The organism is Gemmiger formicilis (genome assembly GCF_018784445.1).
Taxonomy (GTDB): domain Bacteria; phylum Bacillota; class Clostridia; order Oscillospirales; family Ruminococcaceae; genus Gemmiger.
On record NZ_WQOH01000014.1, the window covers coordinates 150,366 to 174,336 of the forward strand.

30 protein-coding genes and 1 pseudogene are annotated in these 23,971 nt (G+C 48.0%); 13 read left to right on the forward strand and 18 right to left on the reverse strand.

Annotated elements, in window-relative coordinates; all coding sequences use genetic code 11:
• Positions 1 to 13 precede the first annotated feature (13 nt).
• Both GPK89_RS05660 and GPK89_RS05665 read left to right on the forward strand, forming a co-directional pair.
• Positions 14 to 433, forward strand: a complete 420-nt coding sequence (locus GPK89_RS05660) for a TIGR04086 family membrane protein (RefSeq protein ID WP_215691960.1) — start codon at positions 14 to 16, stop codon at positions 431 to 433.
• Positions 433 to 1,083, forward strand: coding sequence for a hypothetical protein (locus GPK89_RS05665; RefSeq protein WP_215691961.1), 651 nt, complete (start codon positions 433 to 435; stop codon positions 1,081 to 1,083). The genes GPK89_RS05660 and GPK89_RS05665 overlap by 1 nt, the downstream gene beginning before the upstream one ends.
• Here GPK89_RS05665 and GPK89_RS05670 read toward each other — a convergent pair.
• Entirely contained in the window at positions 1,021 to 2,091 is a 1,071-nt protein-coding gene (locus GPK89_RS05670; protein WP_215691962.1) for a tyrosine recombinase XerC, read from the reverse strand. The genes GPK89_RS05665 and GPK89_RS05670 overlap by 63 nt on opposite strands.
• 428 nt (positions 2,092 to 2,519) lie before the next feature.
• On the opposite strand from GPK89_RS05670, the gene GPK89_RS05675 reads away from it, so the two are divergent.
• Together GPK89_RS05675 and GPK89_RS05680 are read left to right on the forward strand one after the other, a co-directional pair.
• A complete protein-coding gene (locus GPK89_RS05675) occupies positions 2,520 to 2,726 on the forward strand; it encodes a hypothetical protein (RefSeq protein WP_215691963.1) in 207 nt (68 codons plus the stop codon).
• Positions 2,727 to 2,738: 12 nt separating this feature from the next.
• Positions 2,739 to 3,038, forward strand: a complete 300-nt coding sequence (locus GPK89_RS05680) for a hypothetical protein (protein ID WP_215691964.1) — start codon at positions 2,739 to 2,741, stop codon at positions 3,036 to 3,038.
• Between the two features lie 52 nt (positions 3,039 to 3,090).
• Here GPK89_RS05680 and GPK89_RS05685 read toward each other — a convergent pair whose 3' ends face one another.
• The 3 genes from GPK89_RS05685 to radA are packed head-to-tail and all read right to left on the reverse strand — an operon-like array spanning position 3,091 to position 6,325.
• Positions 3,091 to 4,020 (reverse strand): haloacid dehalogenase-like hydrolase, encoded by a 930-nt coding sequence (locus tag GPK89_RS05685; protein WP_215691965.1) that lies wholly within the window; start codon positions 4,018 to 4,020, stop codon positions 3,091 to 3,093.
• Positions 4,017 to 4,913, reverse strand: coding sequence for an enhanced serine sensitivity protein SseB C-terminal domain-containing protein (locus GPK89_RS05690; RefSeq protein ID WP_215691966.1), 897 nt, complete (start codon positions 4,911 to 4,913; stop codon positions 4,017 to 4,019). Before GPK89_RS05690 ends, GPK89_RS05685 begins: the two co-directional genes overlap by 4 nt.
• Positions 4,914 to 4,924: 11 nt before the next feature.
• Entirely contained in the window at positions 4,925 to 6,325 is a 1,401-nt protein-coding gene (gene radA / locus GPK89_RS05695; RefSeq protein ID WP_215691967.1) for a DNA repair protein RadA, read from the reverse strand.
• 181 nt (positions 6,326 to 6,506) lie between these two features.
• Between radA and GPK89_RS05700 the strand changes: the two genes are divergently transcribed.
• From GPK89_RS05700 to GPK89_RS05715, 4 genes are all read left to right on the forward strand, one after another.
• Positions 6,507 to 7,241, forward strand: a complete 735-nt coding sequence (locus GPK89_RS05700; RefSeq protein WP_215691968.1) for a DUF5058 family protein — start codon at positions 6,507 to 6,509, stop codon at positions 7,239 to 7,241.
• A 14-nt stretch (positions 7,242 to 7,255) separates the two neighbouring features.
• Positions 7,256 to 7,936, forward strand: coding sequence for a hypothetical protein (locus tag GPK89_RS05705; protein ID WP_215691969.1), 681 nt, complete (start codon positions 7,256 to 7,258; stop codon positions 7,934 to 7,936).
• A 21-nt stretch (positions 7,937 to 7,957) separates the two neighbouring features.
• Positions 7,958 to 9,394 carry a M20/M25/M40 family metallo-hydrolase gene (locus GPK89_RS05710; protein WP_215691970.1) on the forward strand — a complete coding sequence of 479 codons (1,437 nt, stop codon included), beginning with the start codon at positions 7,958 to 7,960 and terminating at the stop codon, positions 9,392 to 9,394.
• A gap of 367 nt (positions 9,395 to 9,761) precedes the next feature.
• Entirely contained in the window at positions 9,762 to 10,034 is a 273-nt protein-coding gene (locus tag GPK89_RS05715) for a DUF6061 family protein (RefSeq protein WP_005345990.1), read from the forward strand.
• A gap of 211 nt (positions 10,035 to 10,245) precedes the next feature.
• On the opposite strand, the gene GPK89_RS16740 is transcribed toward GPK89_RS05715, so the two are convergent.
• The 7 genes from GPK89_RS16740 to GPK89_RS05750 all read right to left on the reverse strand — a co-directional run bounded on the left by GPK89_RS16740 (position 10,246) and on the right by GPK89_RS05750 (position 15,231).
• Positions 10,246 to 10,473 (reverse strand): IS3 family transposase, encoded by a 228-nt coding sequence (locus GPK89_RS16740; protein WP_055167138.1) that lies wholly within the window; start codon positions 10,471 to 10,473, stop codon positions 10,246 to 10,248.
• Between the two features lie 52 nt (positions 10,474 to 10,525).
• On the reverse strand, positions 10,526 to 12,199 hold the full coding sequence (locus GPK89_RS05725) for a recombinase family protein (protein WP_002604471.1): 1,674 nt from the start codon (positions 12,197 to 12,199) through the stop codon (positions 10,526 to 10,528).
• A 77-nt stretch (positions 12,200 to 12,276) separates the two neighbouring features.
• On the reverse strand, positions 12,277 to 12,450 hold the full coding sequence (locus GPK89_RS05730; RefSeq protein WP_002604472.1) for a transposon-encoded TnpW family protein: 174 nt from the start codon (positions 12,448 to 12,450) through the stop codon (positions 12,277 to 12,279).
• Between the two features lie 458 nt (positions 12,451 to 12,908).
• Complete coding sequence (locus tag GPK89_RS05735; RefSeq protein ID WP_002604473.1) at positions 12,909 to 13,151, reverse strand: helix-turn-helix domain-containing protein; 243 nt, start codon at positions 13,149 to 13,151, stop codon at positions 12,909 to 12,911.
• Positions 13,135 to 13,572 (reverse strand): sigma-70 family RNA polymerase sigma factor, encoded by a 438-nt coding sequence (locus GPK89_RS05740; protein ID WP_002604474.1) that lies wholly within the window; start codon positions 13,570 to 13,572, stop codon positions 13,135 to 13,137. Before GPK89_RS05740 ends, GPK89_RS05735 begins: the two co-directional genes overlap by 17 nt.
• 473 nt (positions 13,573 to 14,045) lie before the next feature.
• Positions 14,046 to 15,029: a 23S rRNA (adenine(2503)-C(2))-methyltransferase RlmN gene (rlmN, locus tag GPK89_RS05745; protein ID WP_002584956.1), complete on the reverse strand. Its 984-nt coding sequence runs from the start codon at positions 15,027 to 15,029 to the stop codon at positions 14,046 to 14,048.
• A gap of 16 nt (positions 15,030 to 15,045) precedes the next feature.
• A complete protein-coding gene (locus tag GPK89_RS05750) occupies positions 15,046 to 15,231 on the reverse strand; it encodes a cysteine-rich KTR domain-containing protein (protein WP_003431289.1) in 186 nt (61 codons plus the stop codon).
• Positions 15,232 to 15,629: 398 nt separating this feature from the next.
• On the opposite strand from GPK89_RS05750, the gene GPK89_RS05755 reads away from it, so the two are divergent.
• The 3 genes and pseudogenes from GPK89_RS05755 to GPK89_RS05765 form a co-directional block, all read left to right on the forward strand.
• Entirely contained in the window at positions 15,630 to 15,986 is a 357-nt protein-coding gene (locus GPK89_RS05755) for a helix-turn-helix transcriptional regulator (protein ID WP_002584957.1), read from the forward strand.
• A gap of 201 nt (positions 15,987 to 16,187) precedes the next feature.
• Positions 16,188 to 16,517 (forward strand): plasmid mobilization protein, encoded by a 330-nt coding sequence (locus GPK89_RS05760; RefSeq protein WP_002584958.1) that lies wholly within the window; start codon positions 16,188 to 16,190, stop codon positions 16,515 to 16,517.
• A pseudogene (locus GPK89_RS05765) lies at positions 16,478 to 16,834 on the forward strand (relaxase/mobilization nuclease domain-containing protein); the annotation flags it as partial. The gene GPK89_RS05760 and the pseudogene GPK89_RS05765, both read left to right, overlap by 40 nt.
• Here GPK89_RS05765 and GPK89_RS05770 read toward each other — a convergent pair.
• The 7 genes from GPK89_RS05770 to GPK89_RS05800 all read right to left on the reverse strand — a co-directional run bounded on the left by GPK89_RS05770 (position 16,777) and on the right by GPK89_RS05800 (position 21,717).
• Positions 16,777 to 17,655, reverse strand: a complete 879-nt coding sequence (locus tag GPK89_RS05770) for a nucleotidyl transferase AbiEii/AbiGii toxin family protein (protein WP_055167140.1) — start codon at positions 17,653 to 17,655, stop codon at positions 16,777 to 16,779. The pseudogene GPK89_RS05765 and the gene GPK89_RS05770 overlap by 58 nt on opposite strands.
• Positions 17,656 to 18,249, reverse strand: coding sequence for a type IV toxin-antitoxin system AbiEi family antitoxin domain-containing protein (locus tag GPK89_RS05775; protein ID WP_003505367.1), 594 nt, complete (start codon positions 18,247 to 18,249; stop codon positions 17,656 to 17,658).
• Between the two features lie 88 nt (positions 18,250 to 18,337).
• Positions 18,338 to 19,048 (reverse strand): DUF6040 family protein, encoded by a 711-nt coding sequence (locus tag GPK89_RS05780; protein ID WP_003505369.1) that lies wholly within the window; start codon positions 19,046 to 19,048, stop codon positions 18,338 to 18,340.
• Complete coding sequence (locus GPK89_RS05785) at positions 19,026 to 20,747, reverse strand: MobA/MobL family protein (protein WP_215691971.1); 1,722 nt, start codon at positions 20,745 to 20,747, stop codon at positions 19,026 to 19,028. Before GPK89_RS05785 ends, GPK89_RS05780 begins: the two co-directional genes overlap by 23 nt.
• A complete protein-coding gene (locus GPK89_RS05790) occupies positions 20,723 to 21,028 on the reverse strand; it encodes a hypothetical protein (RefSeq protein WP_215691972.1) in 306 nt (101 codons plus the stop codon). The genes GPK89_RS05785 and GPK89_RS05790 overlap by 25 nt, the downstream gene beginning before the upstream one ends.
• Entirely contained in the window at positions 21,028 to 21,342 is a 315-nt protein-coding gene (locus tag GPK89_RS05795) for a hypothetical protein (protein ID WP_041254741.1), read from the reverse strand. The genes GPK89_RS05790 and GPK89_RS05795 overlap by 1 nt, the downstream gene beginning before the upstream one ends.
• A 144-nt stretch (positions 21,343 to 21,486) precedes the next feature.
• A complete protein-coding gene (locus GPK89_RS05800) occupies positions 21,487 to 21,717 on the reverse strand; it encodes a helix-turn-helix domain-containing protein (protein ID WP_003505382.1) in 231 nt (76 codons plus the stop codon).
• 174 nt (positions 21,718 to 21,891) lie between these two features.
• Between GPK89_RS05800 and GPK89_RS05805 the strand changes: the two genes are divergently transcribed.
• Positions 21,892 to 22,521, forward strand: a complete 630-nt coding sequence (locus GPK89_RS05805; protein ID WP_015520978.1) for a helix-turn-helix domain-containing protein — start codon at positions 21,892 to 21,894, stop codon at positions 22,519 to 22,521.
• An 86-nt stretch (positions 22,522 to 22,607) separates the two neighbouring features.
• On the forward strand, positions 22,608 to 23,903 hold the full coding sequence (locus GPK89_RS05810; RefSeq protein ID WP_118266101.1) for a tyrosine-type recombinase/integrase: 1,296 nt from the start codon (positions 22,608 to 22,610) through the stop codon (positions 23,901 to 23,903).
• The last annotated feature ends 68 nt before the right edge of the window (positions 23,904 to 23,971 follow it).

Sequence of the window (23,971 nt, forward strand, 5' to 3'; positions counted from 1 at the left end):
GGGGCGTTTTGTTATGGGTGGAAAAAATCTGCAAAGACCGAAACAAGGCAGAGCTGCGGCAAAAAATCCGGCTGTGATGGCAGTGCTGCTTGCCTTTGGCTGCGGCGTGGGGGCGTGTATGGTGCTGCTGGCGCTGGGAGCGTTTTTGCTGACCCACACGGGTCTGCCGCTGGCGGCGGTGCGCCCAATGGCATGTATGGCGGCGGCAATCGGTGCGGCGGTATCGGCCCGGGTACTGGCGGGCAGGCTGAAACAGAAGCTGCTGCTCTGCGGTCTGGGCTGTGGTGCGTTTTATACGGTCTGCCTGATGGCAGCGACATTGGCAGCCAGCGGTGAGCTGGACTGGCAGGGGGCAAACGCCATGCTGCCGATGGCCCTGCTGCTGGGCGGTCTATTGGGCGGTGCGCTGGCGGCCTTGCGGGGGAGCCGCTGATGCGGGCGGCACAGACGACACTGCGCCGCCCAGCCTTGCTGTTGCCCCGGCGGGCAGAACGACCGCGCCGAGAGTGCGCGGGAACGGCGCACAGCGGCGCGGTGTGGCTGTTTGGCACGATGTTCCTGGCTGGCTACCTGCCGGGCATCTGGCTGGGGCGGGGCGGTGTTTCGGCGCTGGGGCAGCAGCTGGCGGCGTATTACACAAAAAGTCCCGAAAATGCAGCGTTCGCAGCAATTTTCGGGACAGAATTTTCGGTGAGCTTTTTACAGCTGACCGCAGTATTTTTGTGCGGCTTCTGTGTGTTGGGCGTGGGCTTGTTGGCGCTGCTGTTTGCGGCGCGCGGCGTGTTCCTGGGCTACTGCGCGGCCTCGGTGGCAGCGGTGAACGGCGCGGCGGGGCTGGTGCAGTACCGATTAGCAACAATCGGTTCCGACGCGGCAACGCTGTTTTTTTGCCTGTGGCTGGCGGGCTGGTCGGCACGCCTGGCAGGGGAACTGCTTAATGTTATATGCGGCCGCGCCACGCGGGAAACGCCTGGCACGCTGCGGCGGCTGGCCGTGCGGTTCGGCGCGGCGCTGGTGCTGTCAGCTGTTTTCAGTGCCATCTGGACTTTCCTCGCCTTCGTCACTGCCAAGATCGGGCGCTGACGGCTGTCCTTCAAACGTTTTGTCGGCCAGCGGGGAAGAGGCCACCGCCTGGCGTAGCTGGTCACGGTTGATGTGGGTGTAAATCTGCGTTGTGGAGACGTTTTCGTGACCCAGAATTTCCTTTAAAGCCAGCATATCCACGCCGCCCTGATACATAAGTGTGGCGGCGGTGTGGCGCAGCTTGTGGGGCGAAAATCCGCGCCCGCTCAAACCTGCACTTTGCAGGCAACGTGCGACGATCTGCTCGACCCGGCGCGCCGAAAGCCGCTTGCCGGTGCGCTTGGAGACGAACAAGGCATCCTTGTCGGCGAGATTCGGCAGGGCAGCGCGGGCTTTTTTATAGCGCTGCAAGGAAAATAAGCAGGCATCGTTCAGGTAGACCAGTCGCTCTTTGTTGCCTTTGCCGACAATGCGGATCGTATCATCGCGAAAATCGCTCAAATCGATGGTTACAAGCTCGGCAAGGCGCATGCCACAGTTTAAAAATAACGTTATGATACAGTAATCCCGCTCATAAAAATCGCTTTGTATATTTTTTAACAATTCAACGGCTTCGTTTTCGGTCAGGTACTTGGGCAGTGCCTTTTGCGGTGTGCCCAGGCTGATATTTTCCGTGGGATTGACGGTCAGTTTGTTGACCTGGGTACACATATAATGGAAGAAGCCCTTTAAGGCGCTCAATTTGCGGGCGCGGGCCTTGGGGCCGTTGTCCGCATTGCGGGCGTAGTCCAGGTAGCCAAAAATATCCCTTTTGGTGATACCGGCAATGTCCCTGGTTGATATGCCAGTCAGGTCGATTTTCTCGGGGGGTGCGGCATCATCCGCGCGATCCCATTGCAGCATCATATAGCGGAAGAACCCGCGCAGATCGAGATAGTAACCGTTGACAGTGCGCGGGGAGCGCAGCTTCACGAAATCAAGATAGTGAAGGTATTCAATTACATCGTTGGGGATGTCCAGATACGGTGCATGGCGATCCGGGTGGACGACATCAATATAACTGCTCAAAACACAAGCCCTCAGTTAGATTCAAATTGCGGAAACGTGCCGAAATGCCGTTTCTGCTTTTTTATTGTAGCACAGTTGGGGACGAGACGTCAATTTCACAGAGTTATAAGAAACGCAAGCAGTCGTGCATATTACAATGCGTAGCAGTTTTGCATAGGCATGAATATTCATACAAAACAACCTAAAAAGTCAAAAGGAGAGACTTATACGTTCTGTAAAAGGCATAACATACTATTTCGCTAAATGCAAATTTAGCGAAATGTAGGGAGGCCAAAACAAGCCCTCCGTGGGCCTGTGGAGCCAGTTAGCTGTGCCCGGCCATAAAACCTCAACCGCATGGTATGGGCTGCCAATCTCCAAAAGCCAAAAATCAATCTTGCAATTTACAGAAAATCTGCTATGATTAAATAAAAAGGAGCTGCAAACTCATGAACAAGGATACTATCATAAAAATTCTACTGGGCATTATTGCACTGCTGGTGTTTGCGTGGGTGTGGCGCATCATCAGCGGTATGCTTATCGGCACACTGATCGTGACGACCTCGCTGCTGTCAATGTTGATTGCCCTGGTTATTCAAATTGTGATTCCGATTGCGATTATCGTGTTCGTTGTCAAACTAATCCGAAAGAAATGAGTGTGGTTACGAATGGCGCTGTTCAATAAGAAAAAGCAAGAAGTCCCACAGGAGCCCAAACAAGAGTCGAAAGCGGATACTGCTGGCAAAATCAATCTTTCCCTGCGGCCGGATGAAATTGACTTGCTGCGCGAGTGCATGAAACGCACAGAAGACTACTATCGCGGTTTGCTGCTGCTGAAGCAGGATTGGAACGCCGAGAAAAATGAGGCCGCGATCGCGGTCATTAAGGTCAAGCTGAATATGATTGACAGATTGCAAGAAAAGACGCTGTATGACGGCCAGTCGGAATACTATCGCAACCTTCAATAAGCAAAAAATCCCACCCGCAGGAGCAAATAATGCTTCCTATGGGTGGGATTTTTTATCGATTGATGGATTGCGCCATCTTATGGTAAGTGTGGCGCTCACCGCGAATGGCAATCGAATACGCCATGATATTTTGCGGCAAGGCCATACCAGGCACGCCGGTGTCACCGATGTGGTGGATATCCGCACCGACCATCTTGCACATCAGCGCAATTTGACGGATTGTGGCGACGTCCGCGCCTTCCTGCGAAGTGCCGATGGCGGTCAGCGCCAATTTGCCGTGGCTGTGTACCACTTTGATCAAATCATGCGCGTAATTCTGCGTGATGCCGGGCACGGTACCGGGTGCGGGCAGCAGAATGATATCTGCACCAGCGGCCATAAATGCCTCGGCGTCGGCGGGCGTCATGATCTGTTCCCCGCCTTCCCCTGCTACGCCGGATGCGTGCATCTTGCCGGCGGCCAGCATCACGCGGTCGCCAACGGCGGCAGAAATATCTTTTAACGATTCAACGATCAATTCGTTGCTGACGCCGTTGCCAGGGTTGCCGGTCAGCACGATAAGATCAACGCCCATATCGGCAGCGCGGCTGGCGTTTTCCGCGGTGGCAAGGCGGCCGCTGCTCATCTTCCACAGCGTACCATCGTTGCTTTTTGCGGCTTGTGGGTCGCAGGGCTCCAGATTGATGCCTACCACGCGGCCCGTCAGGCGCTTGATTTCCCGCACAGTCTCTTCCTCGGGTACTTTGGGCAGTGCATTGATGACCGGGTGCTGCACATCAAACATATTCAAAAGCAGAATGTCCGCACTCAAAGAAGCCGCATACTCGGCGTTCGTCACGTCCACCAGCAGCGGCGGCGTCAGGCCAATGGTCTCACAGGCCAGCACGCGGCCTTCGCTGCCTGCGATGGCCGCCAGCAGGTCGGTTTTGCTGTACGCAGCTAGGTCACTGGGCGTGCAGTCCAGCAGGCGCTTCACGCTCATTCGTCGTCATCCTCCTCAATCACGCGGCCGATGCCTTTGCGGTAGAATGGCTCACTGCCGCGCATACCCTGCTGGCCCAGCGGAGAAACAGACGTTGTAATGTTCAAGTCCATCTTCTTCTCACGGCTGGCCAGGTATGGGCGGGCAGCCTGCGCCACGGCGGCGAACAGCTTGTCGTCCTTGGGACCATCCAGAACCAGTAAGTAGCTGCGAGCCTCGCCATTGACAATCATGACCTGCAGATAGGCAGAACCAACGCCGGGCGCACCGGCCAGCACCTCGCAGACCGGGTCGATCATGGCATCAGGCAGCACGCTGGGCTCCACCAGCGTAACCTTGTCGCCGGGATGGATGCGGTGCGCTTCCTGCTGGGCCTTCTGCTCGGCCATTTTTTCCACAATTTTCTTGGCGACTTCGTCCTTCTGCTTCTTGACGGACTCAATGAGCGGGCGTTCCAGACGCAGGCTGTTGTCGCCGGGGTTGACGACCAGACCGGAGGCGTCGGTGTTCTTGGCAATCATGTTGGCGTAGTCGTCAAAGCGCAGCAGGATAATCTGCTGCGCAGCCTTGGGCTGCTTGGCCTGCCACTCGTGTACGGCATCCCAATCGCTGAAAGCCAGGTAGTAGTGCTTGCCCTCGGGGCTGTTGACCATGACCAGACTGATTTTGGTATCCTTGGGCAGCTGCACACGGCCATCCGCATCGGGCTTGGGCGCAGGCTGGCCCTGTAAATCAAACACGGCAGGGGCCAGCAGCGGCGAGCGCACCAGCTCGTTTAAAATATTGTTCAGATTTTTGGGGCTGTTGTCCTCTTTGAAGGCCGCAATCGTCTCCTTGACCTTCGGGTTGAAAGTCGGTGCCTGGGGCTTTTTCTGTTCATTCTGTTCGGGCATGGGTCGATTCCTCACTTTAATTTTATTGCGTTGATGGCTTCCCGCAGGTAGGACACACCCACCAGCTTCAAGCCGGGAAATTGCGAAGGGTCAATCATTTTCAGGTTGTGCTTCGGCACAATGGCTGTGTCAAAACCGACGCGCTGCGCCTCGCGCAGCCGCGTTTCCAGGTGGGTCACGCTGCGCACCTCGCCGCCAAGGCCGACCTCACCGATAGCAAGGGTCTTTTCCCCCACCGGCAGGTCCAGCAGACTGGACGCCAGCGCAATGCAGACCGGCAGGTCACAGGCGGTCTCGTCCAATTTCAGGCCGCCGATGATGTTGACATAGACGTCTTGGTTATAAAAGGCATACCCGGCGCGCTTTTCCAGCACGGCTAGCAGCAGGTACATACGGTTATAGTCAAAACCGCTGGCGGTGCGCCGCGGGCTGGGAAAACTCGTCTTGGTGGCAAGGGCCTGTATCTCGCTCAGCACCGGGCGGGTGCCCTCCATCACGCAGGCCACGCAGGTGCCGCTGATGCCCAAGGGCCGCCCTTCCAGCATGACCTGGGAGGGATTCTCGATTTGCGCCAGCCCTCGGCCGGTCATATCGAACATACCGATTTCGTTCGTGGAGCCGTAACGGTTCTTGACGGCCCGCAGCACGCGGTATGGCAGGGTCTTGTCACCCTCAAAGTAAAGCACCGTATCAACGATGTGCTCCATGACTTTGGGGCCTGCAATCGCACCGTCCTTGTTGACATGGCCGACGATGAAGGTGGGGATTTCCAGCGTTTTCGCTACACTTAAAAAGCGGGCGGAACTCTCCTTCACCTGGCTGACCGTGCCGGACGACGACGAAATATCGGTGCAGCGCATCGTCTGGATGGAGTCGATGACGACCAAGTCGGGCTTCATCGATTCGATCAGGCCGCATATCTCGTCCACGTCGCTCTCGGCGACCAGCGAGATATTATCCTCGGGCACATTCAGGCGCACAGCACGCAGTTTGATCTGCCGCACCGATTCCTCGCCGGTGACATAGAGCACATTGCGGGTCTTGCTGACCTCGCCGCAGAGCTGCAGAAGAATCGTTGACTTGCCGATGCCCGGCTCGCCGCCGATGAGCGTCACACTGCCGATGACGATGCCACCGCCCAGAACGCGATCCAGCTCGCTGATGCCGGTGACGATGCGGCTTTTTTCCTCGGTCGTGCTGATGTTTTTTAATTTCTGTGCCACCAGGCTTGTCTGCCCGGTCACGCGCGGCGTGGCAGCGGCCTTGCCGCCGGATGCCTTGGCGGGTTCTGCCACCACATCCTCGGTCATAGTGTTCCACGCCCCGCAGGAGGGGCAGCGTCCCAGCCAGCGAGGGCTGGTCTCGCCGCATTGGGTGCAGACATAGATGGTTTTGAGTTTATCTTTGGGCATGGACGCCTCCCTGAACTATACTTTACCTATTATAGCCCAAAATGGGCGCGGGGGCAAGTATCCACTGAACAAAAACATTTGTAGCTGTAAAATGTACTTTTTCTCTTGCTATTTTTTGAACAATGTGTTAAAGTTAAAAAAACGCTTTAAAGCTATAAAGCAAAAGAAAAGGTGTGGTGTTATGGACTTCAACGTGAACGCGCCGATCCTGTTTGTGCTGGTCGGCATCATTGTGGCGTTCGTGCTGGCACAGTCGGCGTTCTTTCTGTGGCGTGCGGTCAACCGCGCAAGGGAAATCGGTCTGCCGCAGGAAACCATACGCAAGACCATTTCGGCGGCGGCCGTCTTTACGGTAGCACCAGCAGTGGCCATTCTGGTGGGCGTTATCTCCCTGAGCAAGAGCCTGGGTATCGCCCTGCCGTGGCTGCGCCTATCGGTCGTAGGATCCCTGACCTATGAGACCGTCGCGGCGGGGACCTCACTGACGGAGCTGGGGCTGGACACCAATACCCCCATCCCTACGGCGTCGGACTATGTCACGGTGGCCGCCGTTATGACGGTGGGCATCATGGTCGGCCTGGTCTTGGTGCCGCTGCTGACCAAGCGTATCCAGGGTGGTATGATGAAACTGGGCGCAAAGGATCACCGCTGGGCAGATATCTTTAATAATGCCATGTTCCTTGGTATGATCAGCGCCTTCCTCGGCTATGTGTTCAGCGACGTGATGAATGTGACCCACGGCGATTTCTCGGGTCTTATCCCGGTGCTCGTCATGCTGACGTCGGCGGTCGTGATGGTTATTTGCGGCGTGGCGGCCATGCGCACGAAAAAGCGCTGGATACAGGACTATGCGCTGCCCATCAGTATGCTGTGCGGCATGGCAGTGTCCATCCCGCTGACAAACTGGCTGAGCTGAAAGGAGCGGTACTCATGGAAAAGACAGTTCTGGAACAGAAAGAAACCTATGTCGACAGTGTGCACCGCTGGGGCCGCATTTGGGGCCTGACGCTTTTGGTGCTGATTGTGGCATACCCGATCGCAGTGTCGCTTATCTTCCACGCACAGGTCAACTGGCCCGCGTTCATTAAGGGCTTTATCGCCATCGGGCCTATGTACTGGGCCGTCGGCATTGTGGAAATTTTTACCTATGTGCCGATGCTCGGCGCGGGCGGCAGCTACCTGTCCTTCGTCACCGGTAACATCTCCAACCTGAAACTCCCCTGCGCCCTTGACGCCATGGAGCGGGCGGGCGTCAAGTCCAACAGTGAGGAAGGTGAGGTCATTTCTACCATCGCCATTGCCGTGTCAAGCATCGTGACGACGCTGATTATTTTAGTGGGCGTGGTGCTCATCATCCCGCTGACACCGCTGCTCTCCTCCCCCATCCTAGCCCCGGCGTTCTCGCAGATTTTACCCGCACTGTTCGGCGGTCTGGCGGTGGTGTTTGTCTCCAAAAACTTCCGCCTGGCGCTGGCCCCACTGCTGCTGATGCTGGTGCTGTTCATCTTTGTACCCGCGCTCAATGCGTCCACGGTAGGTATCATGGTGCCGGTCGGTGTCATTTTCAGCTTGGTAGTGGCGCGTATCCTGTACAAAAAGGGCCTTGTCTAAGCCCATAAGGAGGAATACAAAATGATCGTTTTATGGTTGATTCTGGCGGTTGTCGTCATGCTGGCCGCCGTGGTACTGGTGCGCACGGCCCGCTTTACGCCGGGCGCTGCCCCCGCTGTGCCCGAGGGCGAGGAAACCATCGACCGTGACAAGGCCGTGGAAAATCTGCGCACCCTCATCCGCTGCCGTACCGTCTCCAACACGAACCACGCGCTGGAAGACGATGCCGAGTTTGAAAAGCTCATCAATACCCTGCCGACGCTCTATCCCAACGTTTTCAAGACCTGCAAGTTTGAGCGCCTTGAGGACCGTGGCCTGCTGTTCACCTGGTCCGGCAAGGAGCACACCGAGCCGACCGTATTGATGGCTCACTATGACGTCGTCGACGTTGACGAGGCAGGCTGGAAGAAGCCGCCGTTTGAGGGCGTGCTGGAAGATGGCGTGCTCTGGGGCCGCGGTGCGCTGGACACGAAAGTTACTTTTAACGGCGTGCTGACCGCTGCTGACAAACTGATTGGCGAGGGCTACACCCCCGCGCAGGATATCTACTTTGCATTCAGCGGCGGCGAGGAAGTCAACGGCCTGGGCGCGGTACACATTGTAGATTGGTTTGAAGCCAACCACATTACCCCGGCGCTGGTTGTGGATGAGGGCGGCGCGGTCGTCGAGGATGTGTTCCCCGGCGTCAAGCAACCCTGCGGACTGATTGGCATTGCGGAAAAAGGTATGCTGAACGTGGAGTACAAGGTCAAGTCCGGCGGCGGCCACGCCAGCGCGCCCAAACCCCACAGCCCGCTTGTGGCCCTGAGCGAAGCCTGCACCAAGATCGAGAACCACCCCTTCAAGGCGCACGTCACAAAGCCAGTGGCCGAAATGTTCGATACGCTGGGCCGTTACTCCAACGTTACCTATCGCATGATCTTTGCCAACCTCTGGCTGTTCGGCGGCGTGCTGGATTCCATCTGCCGTAAGAGCGGCGGCGAGCTGAACGCCCTGATGCGCACGACGGTGGCCTTTACCCAGGCCAAGGGCAGTGCGGGCCGCAACGTCATCCCGCCCGAGGCAGCCTTTATCAGCAACCTGCGCCTGAACCCCGAGGACACGATGGACAGTGCTCTTGCCTACCTGAAAGAGACCATCAACGACCCCGCCGTCGAGATCACGAAGCTGGAAGGCATGAACCCGAGCCGTATCAGCGAGACGAACTGCCCTGCCTGGGACAAGGTCGCCAGCGCTGTGGCAGGCACCTGGAAGGGCTGTCTTGTCTCGCCCTATTTGATGGTGCAGTGCTCCGACAGCCGCCACTATGGCCGTATCAGCGACCATGTGTACCGTTTCTCGGCTATGGATCTGACCGCCGAGGAGCGCGGCACCCTGCATGGCAACAACGAACGCATCCGCGTCGAGACCGTTGGTCGTGCCGTGGAGTTTTACGTCCGTTTGATGCGGCAGTGCTGAGAAAATAAGCATACAAAGAGGTGCAGCCCGTTTGAAGTGCTGCACCTTTTACTGTTTATATCCCGAAATGTATAGAGGGAGGCATTCTCGATGCCCAATCATACAAACTGGAATTGAGATTTCATATATTCCAAGGGATTTAATAACTGTTATATTTTATTATCAAATATCTCTCAATCCCTTGAAAACACAAAGTTTATCGCAGGTGAGCTTTCCCTTATTGTTTCCCTTGCGTTATATCGTCCCACCAGTGTTTACGAACTCTGATAAGGGCAAAAACAAGGGCAAGAAAATTATATAAAACAGTATAACACAAAATAAAAGTGACATTGTGAACTGATTGAAATGCTTCTGATTTTTGCAACAAATGATTGATTTAACGATAAGGAGATTTGATACGATGAGAACAATATTTGCAGAATACAATCCCAAGCGCAACAGTATTGATGTTTACACCTCTGTTGGCTATATGCTCCGCATTGACTGTTGGGAAGCTGAAAAGAACTTAAAAACCACACCAGGATCAGACTGTGCATTAAACGCACTCGCCATTGATGAACCTCTTGAATATGCCAAATTATATCTTGATGGAAATTTGCAGATGTGGGTAGATGCGGAAGACTCATTAGATATTTTTTAATTTTTAAACAAATACAACAGTTTAAATCGCTATTAACCACAATATTTCCGGAAAATTCATCATAGGTTTGTGCAAATGCAAAGAAACGGCGGCTCTGAAAATCAAAGCCGCCGTTTCATAGGCGCGTGAAAATGTGTGGTGTGCGCCCCGTCAAGTAGACAATTAAAAAAATATAGGTTTTTTGCTACCCAGATCATGCTGGGTAGCATTTTTATGCTGCCATAAGCATGTCATGGTATTCCATTGGCGTTAGAATACCGAGACCTCGTTGAGGTCTGTCATTTCTGTAATAATCTATATATTCAACAATCGCGGAGACTAATTCTTCTCTACTATGAAATTTCTTCTTGTAATACATTTCTCGTTTTAAAATTCCCCAGAACCCTTCCATTGGACCATTGTCTGTACAATGAGCAACACGTGACATACTTTGAGTCATTCCAGCTTGTTCCAGTTTATGATGAAATGCCCTGGACGTATATTTGCTGGGGTTAGATAGCGATACTTTTTACATCTACCATGTTGCGGCGGTCATGGTTGACAACTTGCGTCGGCTCCTGCTCGGTATCAACCTGTCCGACAAAGCTATAATGGATTTCGATTTTCCGGGTGTTGGTTTCCCGGTCTAATTCATGTATCAAAATACGGTCGATAAACTCATGGACGTTTTCATAGGTCAATTCCTGTATGTCGCTGTATTTCCCGACAATCTGAATAAACCTTGATATATCCCTTTTTCGCTCGGTAACGGTTGCGATCTGCTGTTGTAACTCGTCTATCCTTGCGGCAAGGGATTTCTTTTCGTCCTCATAGCCGGAAGTTAGAAACACAAACCGTTCATCTGTCAGTCTGCCTAATGCGTTGTCCTCATACAGCTTGCGGAAAAGCGTGTCAAGTTCGGTCATACGCGCCTGTGCTTTGAAAAGTTCCTTTTGCTGCTGCGCTAATGCCTTTCTCGCTTCCATGTCGCCGTACTCGGTAGCTTTACAGATAAAGTCCTGTTCGTGTTCCTTAACATACCGCAAAACCCGCCGCATATCTTCCAGCACTAAATCAAGAAGTACGTTTTTGCGGATATAATGAGAGGTACACTCGCTGCCTGTCCTTGCCCTGTTGCGCCATGCGCCGCAAGAATAGGAAAACTTGCGCGGCTCGATATTTACGCCCTGTTGGTAATACATCTTATGTCTGCAACCAGCGCAAAACAGCAAGCCGGAAAAAATATCAATCTCCGCTGCTTTTGTCGGGCGGTGGCGGGTAGCAATCCGCTTTTGCGCAAGTTCAAAGGTTTCCTCGTCAACAAGCGGCTCATGGGTGTTTGGGAAGAAATAGCGTTGTTCTTCTTCGTTCTTCCGGGTCTTTTTCGACTTGTAGGATACCTTGTGAGTTTTCGCGGTTATGGTATGCCCTAAATATTCCTGCCTTGCTAATATGTCATAGAGCGTTTTGTCCGGCCAAGTATAGGGGGCGATCATTGCCCGCTGATACCGCGCCTGTCCTGTACGCTGATAGCGCAACGCTCCAATCGTCAAGACTTTGTTTTCCGCAAGCCATTTTTGGATTTCGCACATACGCACGCCGCTAACAAACATAGCGAAAACCTGTTTGACAATCGGCGCGGTTTCCGGGTCGGGTATAAGGTGGTGGCGGTTGTTCGGGTCTGGGATATAGCCGTATGGATATTCCCCGTTGACGCGCTCGCCTTTTTGCGCCTGTGCCTGTTTAACTGCGCGGATTTTCTTGCTTGTGTCGCGGGCGTAAAACTCGTTAAACCAGTTCCGCAAGGGGGTAAACTCGTTATCCTCCCGCGCTGTGTCAACTCCGTCGTTGATCGCGATATAGCGTACTCCGTTTTCGGGAAATACAATCTCTATGAGTTCGCCCGTTTTCAGATAGTTTCTGCCAAGACGGGAAAGGTCTTTGGTAATGACCGTCGCCACTCGTCCGGCTTCCACTTCCTGCAACATCGCTTGCAGCCCCTCGCGCTCAAAACTCACGCCGGAAAATCCGTCGTCCACAAAAAACTTTGTGTTCAAAAAATGGTGTTCGTCCGCATAGCGTTGAAGTATCATTTTTTGGTGCTGTATGCTTCCGCTTTCTCCGGCTTGCATATCCTCTTGACTTAAACGGCAGTAAAGGGCGGTGATTTTATTCGACTGTAACATTAGTCCTCCTTTCCGACAGCCGAATAAACAGGTATAATGTGTTGCTATCATTATACCATATCCCGCCGCCTAATGCACTACTCGGACGCTAAAAATCCCGGATTTCCGGGCTTTTTCTGCAAATCCTTTACAATGAGTTTCTCAATCTTTTTATGGATTGTATCGGTTGCCTTTTCACTCGGCAACGCTTGAACAAGATAGGTGATTTTCCCTATTTTGCGTTCGGTTGTAATTGTCTGTTTTTTATCCATTAGAAAAACCTCCTTTTCCTGTATGGATAAACTATATTCGTCAAAAGGCAAAAACGGGCGGTTGTTAGCTGCAACCTCACGGGAGTTTCACCCCGGCCCATGCTTATGGGTGCGCCGCGCAATACTTTGAGGGTGTTCAACGCGGGAGTATCATTGTGCCGCCTTGTATGTCGTCGCCCACAAGCTGCTAAACCTGTTTTACGGCGCGGTAGTTCTCGCTCGGCTTTTCCCCTATGGGGAAAAGCTGTCATGGCGTACCCGCCGACTGGCTCGGTACAGACGGAATGTACCCGTTTGCCTGTTATGCTGCGCACCAAAGGCCGCTTTCTTTGTCAAAGAACAATAGGCTTTGTCGGCCTGCAAAAGCACATCAACAGCGGATATGCTTTTGCGGAACGACAAATAGCCCATAACGGGAAGCGTGGAAAGGGGACACGCTCCCCGCATGGGCTAAAAGATTATCCTACATGAAAAGCAAGGGTGCGGGTAATAAGGCGCACTTGCAGCCTGTTACGCATTTCCTCGTCCACATAGGAATAGGTATTGCCCGCGTCGTCTTTCAGCGTGCGGGTACAAAGTTTCGCTATGTAACCCTCGTAGTGCTTCAAGATCGCGCACATGGCGGTTGTGTCGCCGTTTGCCGCTGCGGAAATGACAGGGAACGGCAACAGATTTTCAGACTTCCTAACGGTATTCATCATCTGCTTTTCCCTCCAAATACTGTTTGATTTTCGCAAGCGCGGATTTCCTGTGCCGGAAAACCGTCGTGCGTACAACATTCAGCAGTTCGCCAATTTCCGCGTCGCTCATATCCAAGAAGTAGGACAAAAGGATAATGTCGCGTTTCCTTTCGGGCAAAGCGTTAAGGGCTTCGGCAAGCAGTTCATTTTTGACGAGTACATCAAAGCCGGACACTTGAAAACGGAAATAATCGCTTTCGTATTCGTCCGTTGTGAAAAGCTGCGCGAGTTCGCTTTCGCTCAAATCCGAAAAAGTAACTTCGCGTGCTGCGCGTTTCGCAAGAGTGCGGCGGTGGCTTTTCGCTTCGCCGACCAAAGTTTTCTTTGCTAATGCGTCGTACTGATGTTGTATTCTTTCCTTGTCGGAAGAAGATAGCTCCATAGAGTTCACCTCCTTCCCGCGTGGAGTAGAGGACGGGAGTTAAGGGCTTGTCCTCTCTGCCCCTTTCGCTCCGTACCCGTTCGGGAGATGGCTCTTGAGTGCGCTTTTCAGAAAAAAGTTGAAAAAAGCAAAATGCGCCCGTCCGCAAGACGCGGACGGGCGCAAAGGAAATGTAAGCAGTAGCTAAATGTATTGACAGTTCACATTCATAGCCGGAATATCCCGCTTGCGGAGCATAGCTTTTTTTGACCGCAAAGCATTAGGCGGGTTACAGTAAATAAAAATGGACACGGCGATACCTCCCCGATACCGCCGTATCCTTAAAAAAGGGCGACTTTAATACACTACCCGCAATCCATTCTATAATAGGGAACAGCGGCTTTTGCGCAATATTAAATAAAAAAGCCGATAACACATAGGTTTTTTGACCTAATGCGTTATCGGCTCTGCGTCTATGCGTCTGGCACTTTTAATCATTTTTTTTTGAATTTATTATATGTGTTAGCTAACTGTCCACAAGCCGCGTTAATCTCTCTGCCATGAGAAACTCTCATAGTAACTTCAAGTCCTGCTTGCTCTAATTGATGTTTGAATGCAACTATTTCCCGTTTCTGTGGTGCTTTAATTCTTGAATTGCTTGTTGGGTTGTATTGTAACACGTTAATCATAACTTTTTTGCCCCGAAACCATTTTGCAAGTTGTCTTACATCTGAGGGCCGGTCATTTATACCCGGTAAAAGCAAATACGCAAAGACAATTTTGCGATTATGCCTTTCAGAATAGGATAAGGCTTGCTTAACAACATCTTCAATAGCATATATGCGCATGTGAGGAATAATACGATTTCTTGCAGATTGTGTTGCTGCGTGTAAAGATATTGTCAACTGAATTTTAAGATGTTCCTCGCGCAATTTTTTTAATTGATCGACCGGACCAACTGTTGATATGGTAATGCCGTCGGTTGGAAAGTTGAGCCCATATCTATCTCGGAGAATATGGATTGCTTTTATCAAGTTGTCATAATTGAATAAAGGCTCTCCCATACCCATAAAAACGATACGGTTTACTTTTCGACGCAACAATATAATCTGTTGTACGATTTCTGACGATGTTAGATTACGAACAAAGCCATTTCGCCCGGACTCACAAAAAATACAACCAACAGGACAACCGACTTGTGTGCTCACGCAAACAGTTCCACCATCTCGCCGCTTGATAAAAACCGTTTCAATGTATTTGTTGTCTTTCAGTTCGTAAACATACTTTTCAGTATCACTGCTTTTGCAAATATTTTTTACCAACATTGATAGATTTTTTTTGCGTGGTAATTGCTTATATAATTCTTCATATAAGGCTTTTGCTTCATTCTCGCCAATAACTTCCGACATTTCTTTGTAAGTAAATCCGTATGGATCATTCCGTACTTCCGCAGGCGTATATTTAGGTAAACGTTTCATTTTTATATCCTTTCTTCTAAATAATAAAAGTTTGTTTTTCTGTATTTTTGATTACAATCTCTAATTTTTCTACATCAATGATATGCGTCAATTTGCATTTAGGGCAGAAAAGAGGAAAATCTTTTAATACAGTATTATGAAATACTTGAACTCTCGTCTTTCCGTTACAAATCGGACATTTTATCCAATATTTTTTAAGCATTATATTTCACTCGTCCTTTTTACACAAAAAAATGCAGGTCAATCCTCAACATGAGCATTGACCTGCATTTATAATGCACAGAGCAGTACAACAAAACTAAGGCATAGCTTGCACTATGTCTATACTATATCTATACGTCGTTAGTTTTTTGTATAGCATCCGCAAAATAAGCATGACAAAAAAGCCCATGTTGAAAATGGGAAAATCCTTTTTTTCAATGCTTATCTAATACGCATGCTATGCAACATAAACGCCGCCTCCTTTTACATGAATTTTATTTTATCAGAAAATCAGTCTACTGTCAATACACAACAGGAAGTATTTAACCTAATGATATGAATTGTGTGGACATATCCAAAAAGAAAGGTGAACTGTAAAATGTAACAGGGTGAATGAAAATGGCAAAAAGACCCGTACCATTGTACGACTTTAAGGCTTTCGGGGCAGCTATAAAAGCCGCGAGAAATGAATACGGCGAGAGCCGCAAAAAGGTAAGCGACGAGTTATATATTTCCCCGCGCTACCTTGCGAATATCGAGAACAAGGGACAACAGCCGAGTTTACAGGTATTCTATGACCTTGTAACCCGGTATCATATTTCGGTAGATCAATTTTTCTTCCCGAACAGCAATGCGGAGAAATCCACCGGGCGGCGGCAGCTTGACGCGCTGCTGGACGGTATGAGCGATAAAGGCATACGGATTGTAACCGCAACAGCAAGGGAGATAACGGAAGTCGAAAAAGCAGAGGATTAACCTCACAATATGAGAAATCGGGAGATTGCAGCGCATGGCGGCTGCAATCTTTTTTTGCGTCCAAAATCAAAGGAACGCGCAACAAATACCGCCTTTCGGTGGGGGTATGGAGTAGATAGCAAGCACAGCAAACGAGTACCCGTTTGCGGAAAATGCTTGTTGGGATAATCCCAAACCCTTATACCGAAAGGCGGTGCGGAAATGGAAAACCGAAAGAGAAATATACAGATGAAGTTTTACGTTACGGAAGAAGAAAAGCGGCTGATCGACGAGAAGATGAAGCAGCTTCCCATAAAGCAGTATGGGGCATACTTCCGTAAAATGGCGATAGACGGGTATATTCTTGTCGTTGACCGAAGCGACACAAAAGCATATATCCGGGAACTGCAAGCGGTGAGCCGGAACATCAACCAAATTGCAAAACGCGCCAATGCGACGGGGACGGTTTACAGGCAGGATATAGAGGACATTAAAAAGGCGGTGGACGAGATATGGCGGTTACAAAGACGCACCCTATTAAATCAACCTTAAAGGCTGCGATAGACTATATCTTAAATCCCGAAAAGACAGACGGGAAGCTGCTTGCGTCCTCTTTCGGCTGCGGGCTGGAAACCGCCGATATTGAGTTTGCATGGACGCGGGAAGCTGCCGGAGATCGCGGCACACATTTAGGGCGGCACTTGATACAATCCTTTGCGGTGGGAGAAACCACACCGGAAGAAGCGCACAAAATCGGCATGGAACTTGCCGGGGCGGTATTAGGCGGCAAGTATGAGTTTGTTTTGACAACTCACGTCGATAAAGACCATGTGTCATACATATTCTCCAATATACTTCCATATAATGCACAGATTGACTTCACAATTGCATGCCATGAAATATCAGCAGCATAAGAATAATTTTTTTGATATGTTTTCCATAAGGTCTCCATAACCGGACTTGATTCAATTTCATCAAATATTTCTCTTATATCCTCAGCTTCTATCAGGTCTAATGTTCCCCTTTTTTTGGCTGTAGCCACAAGTGCAGTCCATAAAACTTGTTTTTGGAGTTGTTCTCCATACAACTTTTGTAAAATATAAATATCATAAAAATCTCTCATTCGTGTATTTGTAACGTTTCGACTAACAACAGTTTCCAATTTTTCAGCCAATACCGTTTCCAGATTATATGCCCATACCTCAATAGTGCGGTCTTCAAGCATAAGATTAAATTTGTACTTGATTTCTCTTGGTGTAATTACATCCCCTGTAGAAATATCAATCTTTAATGGTGTGATTACACCATCAAATTTCGTTTCCATGCTTACACGAACACCAGGATAATCTGCTTCTTCCATGATTTCCGATATCCGTTTGACCCGAAATGAAACACCATCGTCCAGTGGAATTGATATAATTTGGGATATAATCATTTCTACATCCTCCACACTAACATTAGTGCCTTTTATGGTAGCATCCAGATCCATAGTAGCTCTGGCATCCAGACCAACCATTGCCGCCACAAGCATTCCACCTTTTAATATAAACTGGTTTTTATACTCTGATAAAGAAATTCGTTCTAAAAAACGTTCCATCATATAATTCCGCATCAAAATCTGTGCATCTGCGGATTTTTTCTTTGACATATTACGAATTAAATCCTTTAATTGTCTTGCCGTTGTTATCATCTAAAGTAACACCTCCAAATATGGTCTAAGTATGTTTTCAACATGAAACATAGCTGCGTATTTCATAAGCATCCGTAAGTTTTTATCCTTACGTTTTGCATATTGTTTCAATGCGTCTTGAAAGACCTGCATTTCAACATTTTTTCTGCTACGAAGCAGATCACAAATTGTTCTCTCCATGTCATAAACGGGAACGGAATGTCCGAATGATGTCTGCATAGCTATGATTCCTATTTCATGTAAATCCTTTTTTACTGTGTACACTTGAAAACCGTCTTCCTGCAAACGACTTGGATTATATCCAGTTCTTACTGTTATGGTGTATTTCAAAGGCTCTCTGTCCGTTAAATCATGAAAAAACAATGCAGTTTCATGAGAAAATACAGCTTGACCACAACGTAAATGCAAAAGGTACATTGCATCTGTCCACGTATCCGGCGATACATACACACCATGAGCAGCTTGTTCTAATCCTCGTTCCTTCACATATGCATAAAACACAGACTTACTAATTCCATTATTTAGAACTTGAAATGTCTGAATTGTCCCTCCACATTCACGCAACAACAAATCTAATTTTTCAAACTGAGTCATATGCTTTCTCCTTTCGTGCTAATATGATAATATATATTAGCACGAAAGTAAAGACATATAGTACCAATAAAATATCGGTATTTTTGTTTTAATGATATCCCCTTGTTTCTCGCCATCCCTTTACATACCACCTGATTCCAACATATACCAGTTGCACGAATAATAAGAGAAATAGCAGATTGATTGGCAATGTTGTCTTTATCCACTTCCCAAAGTAGATAGCTGTTGCCATGCTTATAAGTATTACCATTATGGTAATCATATCCCAACAGCACTTCTTATATAACTCTGCAATCTTTATCTCTATAAATGCTACAAGTATTCCAGCACCCACCAAACATCCACCGCAGATCAGTATTCTTATCAGCCAATATACAATTCCGGCAACGACAGGATTGGATATTCCATTACTAATCTGTGCCATGTTCTTTCCTGTCAGTATAATCCACCCTGCAATGGTCTGTATAAAAGTGGCGATTGTATCAAAGAATACCACGCAATCAGAAATAAATATTTTTGACCGTATCATCTGAAAAAGAGTAGTTGATACGGAATACCATATCAGCAGAAACATCAATGCTTCATACATGGCTGTTTTTGTTTTATATCTGCCTGCCAGTTTTTCTCTCTGCGTATCATACTTTTCCTTTGCTTTCAGATAAGCTGTCAGGTTACAGTTCCCACACTTTTGATAGAGTACCGGCTTTTCAACCGGTATCTCTACTTTTTTTTGATGAGAGAGTGCATAGTCCCGTTCCTGTTCTGCCTGCCTTAGCTTATCTTGACATTCCTCTGTCATGATTTCGGCAGCGTGCGTTTTCTCTTTCTCGCTCTGCAACAATTCTTTTGTTTTCCTCAAGTCGTTCTTTAAGGCTTGAATGTTCCCTGCTCTGTTCTCGCTGTTTAACCTCTCGTTCAAGGTCAGCGATTCGTCGAGCTGCATTTTCAGTTCCCGGATAGTCCTGTCTTTCTGGTCGAGTTCTTCCTGCATCTGCTCTGTCAGCAGAAGCAACTCTTCCAGTTGATCGTCGCTCTTTGAGTTTCTTAATTCGTTCATCAATCGACCTTCCTTTCTCTAATTGCTGTTCAAGTTCAACAATTCGCTGTTCTGTTTCTGCAATAGCCGGTTCTCGCTGTTTAATTTCTGTGCCAATTCCTGCCATTGCTGATTTTCGTCTGTGAGTTTCTGTATCTGGTCTGTCTTTTCTTCCAGAAGCATCAACAGTTCTTCTGTATTCGGTAAGATTTGTAGCAGCTCTGATAATTCGCTCTCTAATTGCTGCAATCGTTCTTCCTGCTCCTGAAAACACATCAGCTTCTCGTCCTTTTCCTGTATCTCCTGAAGCATCTCTGCCATGATATTCTGCTGTTCCTCTATCTGTGTAATCATTGCTTCCATCATGGGAATTACTTCTTTGCTTTCTTCTAATGTCATTCAACCACTCCCTCCACATCGACAATGCACCGGATACCTTACCAAAGGTTTCAATTACCTTTTGCAATAGTGCATTTTGTTTTTTAATCATCTGGTTTTCCTCAACCTTCCATGAACCTTTCCTTATCTGTCCGGTGAGATATTTTTCCTCAATCTTTCTTGCATCTGCACCCTCATGGATAGTAGGAACTTTTAATTTACCCTGTCTTTCATAAGAGCGGTGGTCAATATGATTGTCTATGGATAAATGTCGGTTACACGTCTTAGCCCATTCGCTTCGCCATAACTCACAATTCTTTGGATTACTCCAGCCGGTAGCATCGGTCAGAACACGTTTCCATTGTTTTCTGTTTCTTGCCCCGACTTTCTGTACTCCGTTTTCATCAAGTACCGGAATACGGATTCCATGCCGGTCAGGATTTTTCTTATCCTGCCACCAGTCCGGGTGGGATTCATCAACCACGATATTTCCGTCAGTATCTCTGACAAAATCCCAGTCCTTGACTTCTTTGCTGCCCCATGAATGATCCAGATTGAATGGTCGCATGGTTACAAGTAAATGCACATGTGGGTTTCCATCGCCCTTATCGTGTATGCTCCAGTCGACACACATTCCCTTATCCACGAAAGTCTTTTGAATATATTCGGTTGTATAATCAATCTGTTCCTGTCTGCTCCATTCTTTCGGCAGGGAAAATTCAAATGAGCGTCCAAGCTGTGCATCTGCATTTTTTTCTATCTTCAATACCTCATTCCATAGACGCTGTTTCTGAAATGTGATTTTAAACTTTTCCAGTGCGGCATCTTTATCATCCGCTCTTTTATAACGGATAGACTGTTGAAACCTTTTTATATTTTCTTCCGGTACATGCAGCCATTCAGGAGGTGCATTTTCGCACATCATCAGACTGGTGTAGACGACTTCCTTTTTGGAAGTATAGTAACTGGTTCTGCCTGTTTCCTCATTCTTCATCACATCTCCATTAAGATATGCCGATGCGGATATGACAGATTTTCCTTTACTGCGCCCGACAATCTTTACTGTAAAGTGAAATATCGCCATGATACGATTCCCCCTTTCTGCCGTATCCGGCATTGATTTCCGACAGCATCTTCTTCTGGTTTTGCAGGAGTGAAGCTGTCGGAACGCCCTCTGCACAAGAGTGCCACCTGCGGCATGAGCAGGTCTGGCTGAAAGCCCCGCCGACGGAACGAGCCCGGCAAGCGTAAGCGCAGACCGGTTGCCACTTGTGGCAAACTTATAAGGACGACCTCTGGTTGTCCATAAGTGCGCCCTTCATTCAAAGGCAATGAAGGGAATGGAAAACCCACTCCCTCCGCCATTACACTTCCTCCATGTCTGTAACTAATTCTTTCTGCATCGCTTTTGAGAAAAACTTCCCGTTTGTTTCCTGCCTTTTTAAGAATCCTATCAACTTTGGTAAATCTTCCTCCTCAATCGGACAGCCAAGAACCGATTCCACCGCTCCTCCAATCTGACAGAGCCTGTGGGTTCGTTTTTTACTTTCTTCCGCTTTCTTTCTCTTTTCCAGTTCCTTCCGCTGTGCTATGAGCTTTTTTGTAGCTTCAATGCTTTCCTGTTCCTTTTTCTCTAATGCACGTATTCTTTCTTCATAAGTCTTTGTTGATTTCGCCATATCGTCTTCATCCTCTCTTTTTCCGATAAACAACAGTTCCCGGTTGCATATCAGGAGAAGCACATGGTATAATCCTCTTGCGTGTAGGTATATCATGGCTTCGGTCTGATAGAACCTTTGGCGGTTTCGTAGGAAGCCGCCTTTTTAAGTTGCCACATTTCTTGTGACAGCTTTTACATTTCCTTTATCCCTCAGATCTCGCCCCTCGTTGGCTTCCATGAACTTTTCCAGAATGTCAGTTTTAATAAGGACTTTTCTTCCGACTTTTAATACCGGAAGCTTCTTCCATTCAACCAGCTTTCTCAAAGTATTTCTGCCAATTCCTGTATAGTCGGCTGCTTCCTCGATGGATAATGCAATCTTTCTTTCCGTCATCTTGTCACCTCCTATTAAATTGCATTATGCAATTTTTGTTGTGCTGTTAGTATAGCGGTTTTATATTGCGTTGTCAAGCGTTATGAAATTTTAAAATTAATCATTAGATTGCATATTGCAATTACGTGAGGTACATGCTATAATTCATACATACCGAAAAAGGAGGCAATCAGCATGAAAGATAAAGAATTACGCAAGCTGATAGGCAGCAGGGCAAAACAGCGTCGTCTGGAATTAAATCTGACACAGCCTTATGTTGCAGAGAAGATGGGAGTTACAGCTTCCACAATCCTGCGTTATGAGAATGGTTCGATTGACAATACCAAAAAGATGGTGCTGGAAGGTCTTTCGGAAGCACTTCATGTATCTATTGAATGGCTCAGAGGTGAAACCGATGAATACGAAACCGATATTACGGATAAGAAAGAATTACAGATTCGTGATGCAATGGGCGATATTCTCAAACAGCTACCTCTCGACCTTAGTAAAAAGGAAGATGCTTTTTCAAAAGATTTACTGCTGTTAATGTTAAAGCAATATAACCTGTTTCTGGAATCATTCCAGTTTGCCTGCAAGAATTACAAGGGCAGCACGAATGAATCGGATATTGCAAAGGTAATGGGGTTTGAATCGAATGATGAATATAACGAGATTATGTTTCTCCGGGAGATCACCCATACTGTTAATGCCTTTAATGACATGGCAGATATTGTAAGGCTCTATTCCAAGAAACCGGAAATGGCAGAACAAAGGCTTGAAAATCTTTTATCAGAAGTTTTGTATGAAGATTCCGATTCGGTATAGAACGACAACCGGAGTTATGATATACTTACACGCAAGAAGCATTTCATCAGTTCCGATTGTCTGATATCGAAAGGAGACACACGATTATGGCAAAAGGATCTGTAAGAAAAAAAGGAAAGAAATGGTACTACCGCTTCTATGTAGAAGATGCAAGCGGCAATCTAGTTCAGAAAGAATACGCTGGAACAGAAAGCAAAAGTGAAACGGAAAAACTGCTCCGTCAGGCAATGGACGATTACGAAAGCAAAAAATTCATTGCAAAGTCGGAAAATATTACAGTTGGAGAATTACTTGATATATGGGCAGAGGAAGAATTAAAGACCGGTACTCTCAGTAATGGGACAGTCCAGAATTACCTCGGTGCAATTACCAACATCAAGAAGCATCCAATTTCAGAGAGAAAGTTGAAAAATGTAACATCTGAGCATTTACAAGCCTTCTTCGATCTGCTTTCCTTTGGTGGCACTTATCCAGATGGTTCAGAAAGAAAAGGTTATAGCAAAGATTACATTCGTTCTTTCTCGGCAGTATTACAGCAGTCATTCCGGTTTGCAGTATCACCAAAGCAATATATCACTTTCAATCCGATGCAGTATATTAAGCTGAAATACCAGACGGATGAGGTTGACCTGTTTTCTGATGATGACATGGATGGCGATATACAGCCAATTCCACGAGAGGATTATGAAAGACTGATTGAATTTCTACAGGATTACAATCCACCGGCAATACTTCCAATCCAGATAGCTTATTATGCAGGACTTCGTATCGGTGAAGCCTGTGGTCTGGCATGGCAGGATGTAAATCTTGAAGAACAGTGCCTTACAATCAGACGCAGTATCCGCTATGATGGTTCAAGGCACAAGAATATCATCGGACCAACCAAACGAAAAAAGGTAAGGATTGTTGATTTTGGAGATACACTGGCAGAGATTCTTCGTAATGCCCAAAAGGAACAGCTTAAAAACCGAATGCAGTACGGAGAACTTTACCACAAAAACTACTACAGAGAAGTAAAAGACAAAAACAGAGTTTACTATGAGTTCTATCATTTGGACGGAACAGAGAATGTTCCAGAAGATTATAAGGAAATATCCTTTGTCTGCTTAAGACCGAATGGAAGTTTGGAACTGCCAAGCACGTTAGGAATTGTTTGCAGGAAGATTGCTCAGAAACTGGATGGATTTGAAGGATTTCATTTTCACCAGTTGCGACACACCTACACAAGCAACCTTCTGGCAAATGGAGCAGCTCCGAAAGATGTACAGGAACTGTTAGGACACTCAGATGTCAGTACCACAATGAATGTCTACGCCCATTCCACAAGAAAAGCCAAGCGGGAATCCGCAAAGTTACTTGATAAAGTGGCAGGCAACGACTAAATAAAACTTTCCCTTATTTCCCTTACGATTATCTCATAAGGGCAAAAATAAGGGAAAATACATATCGT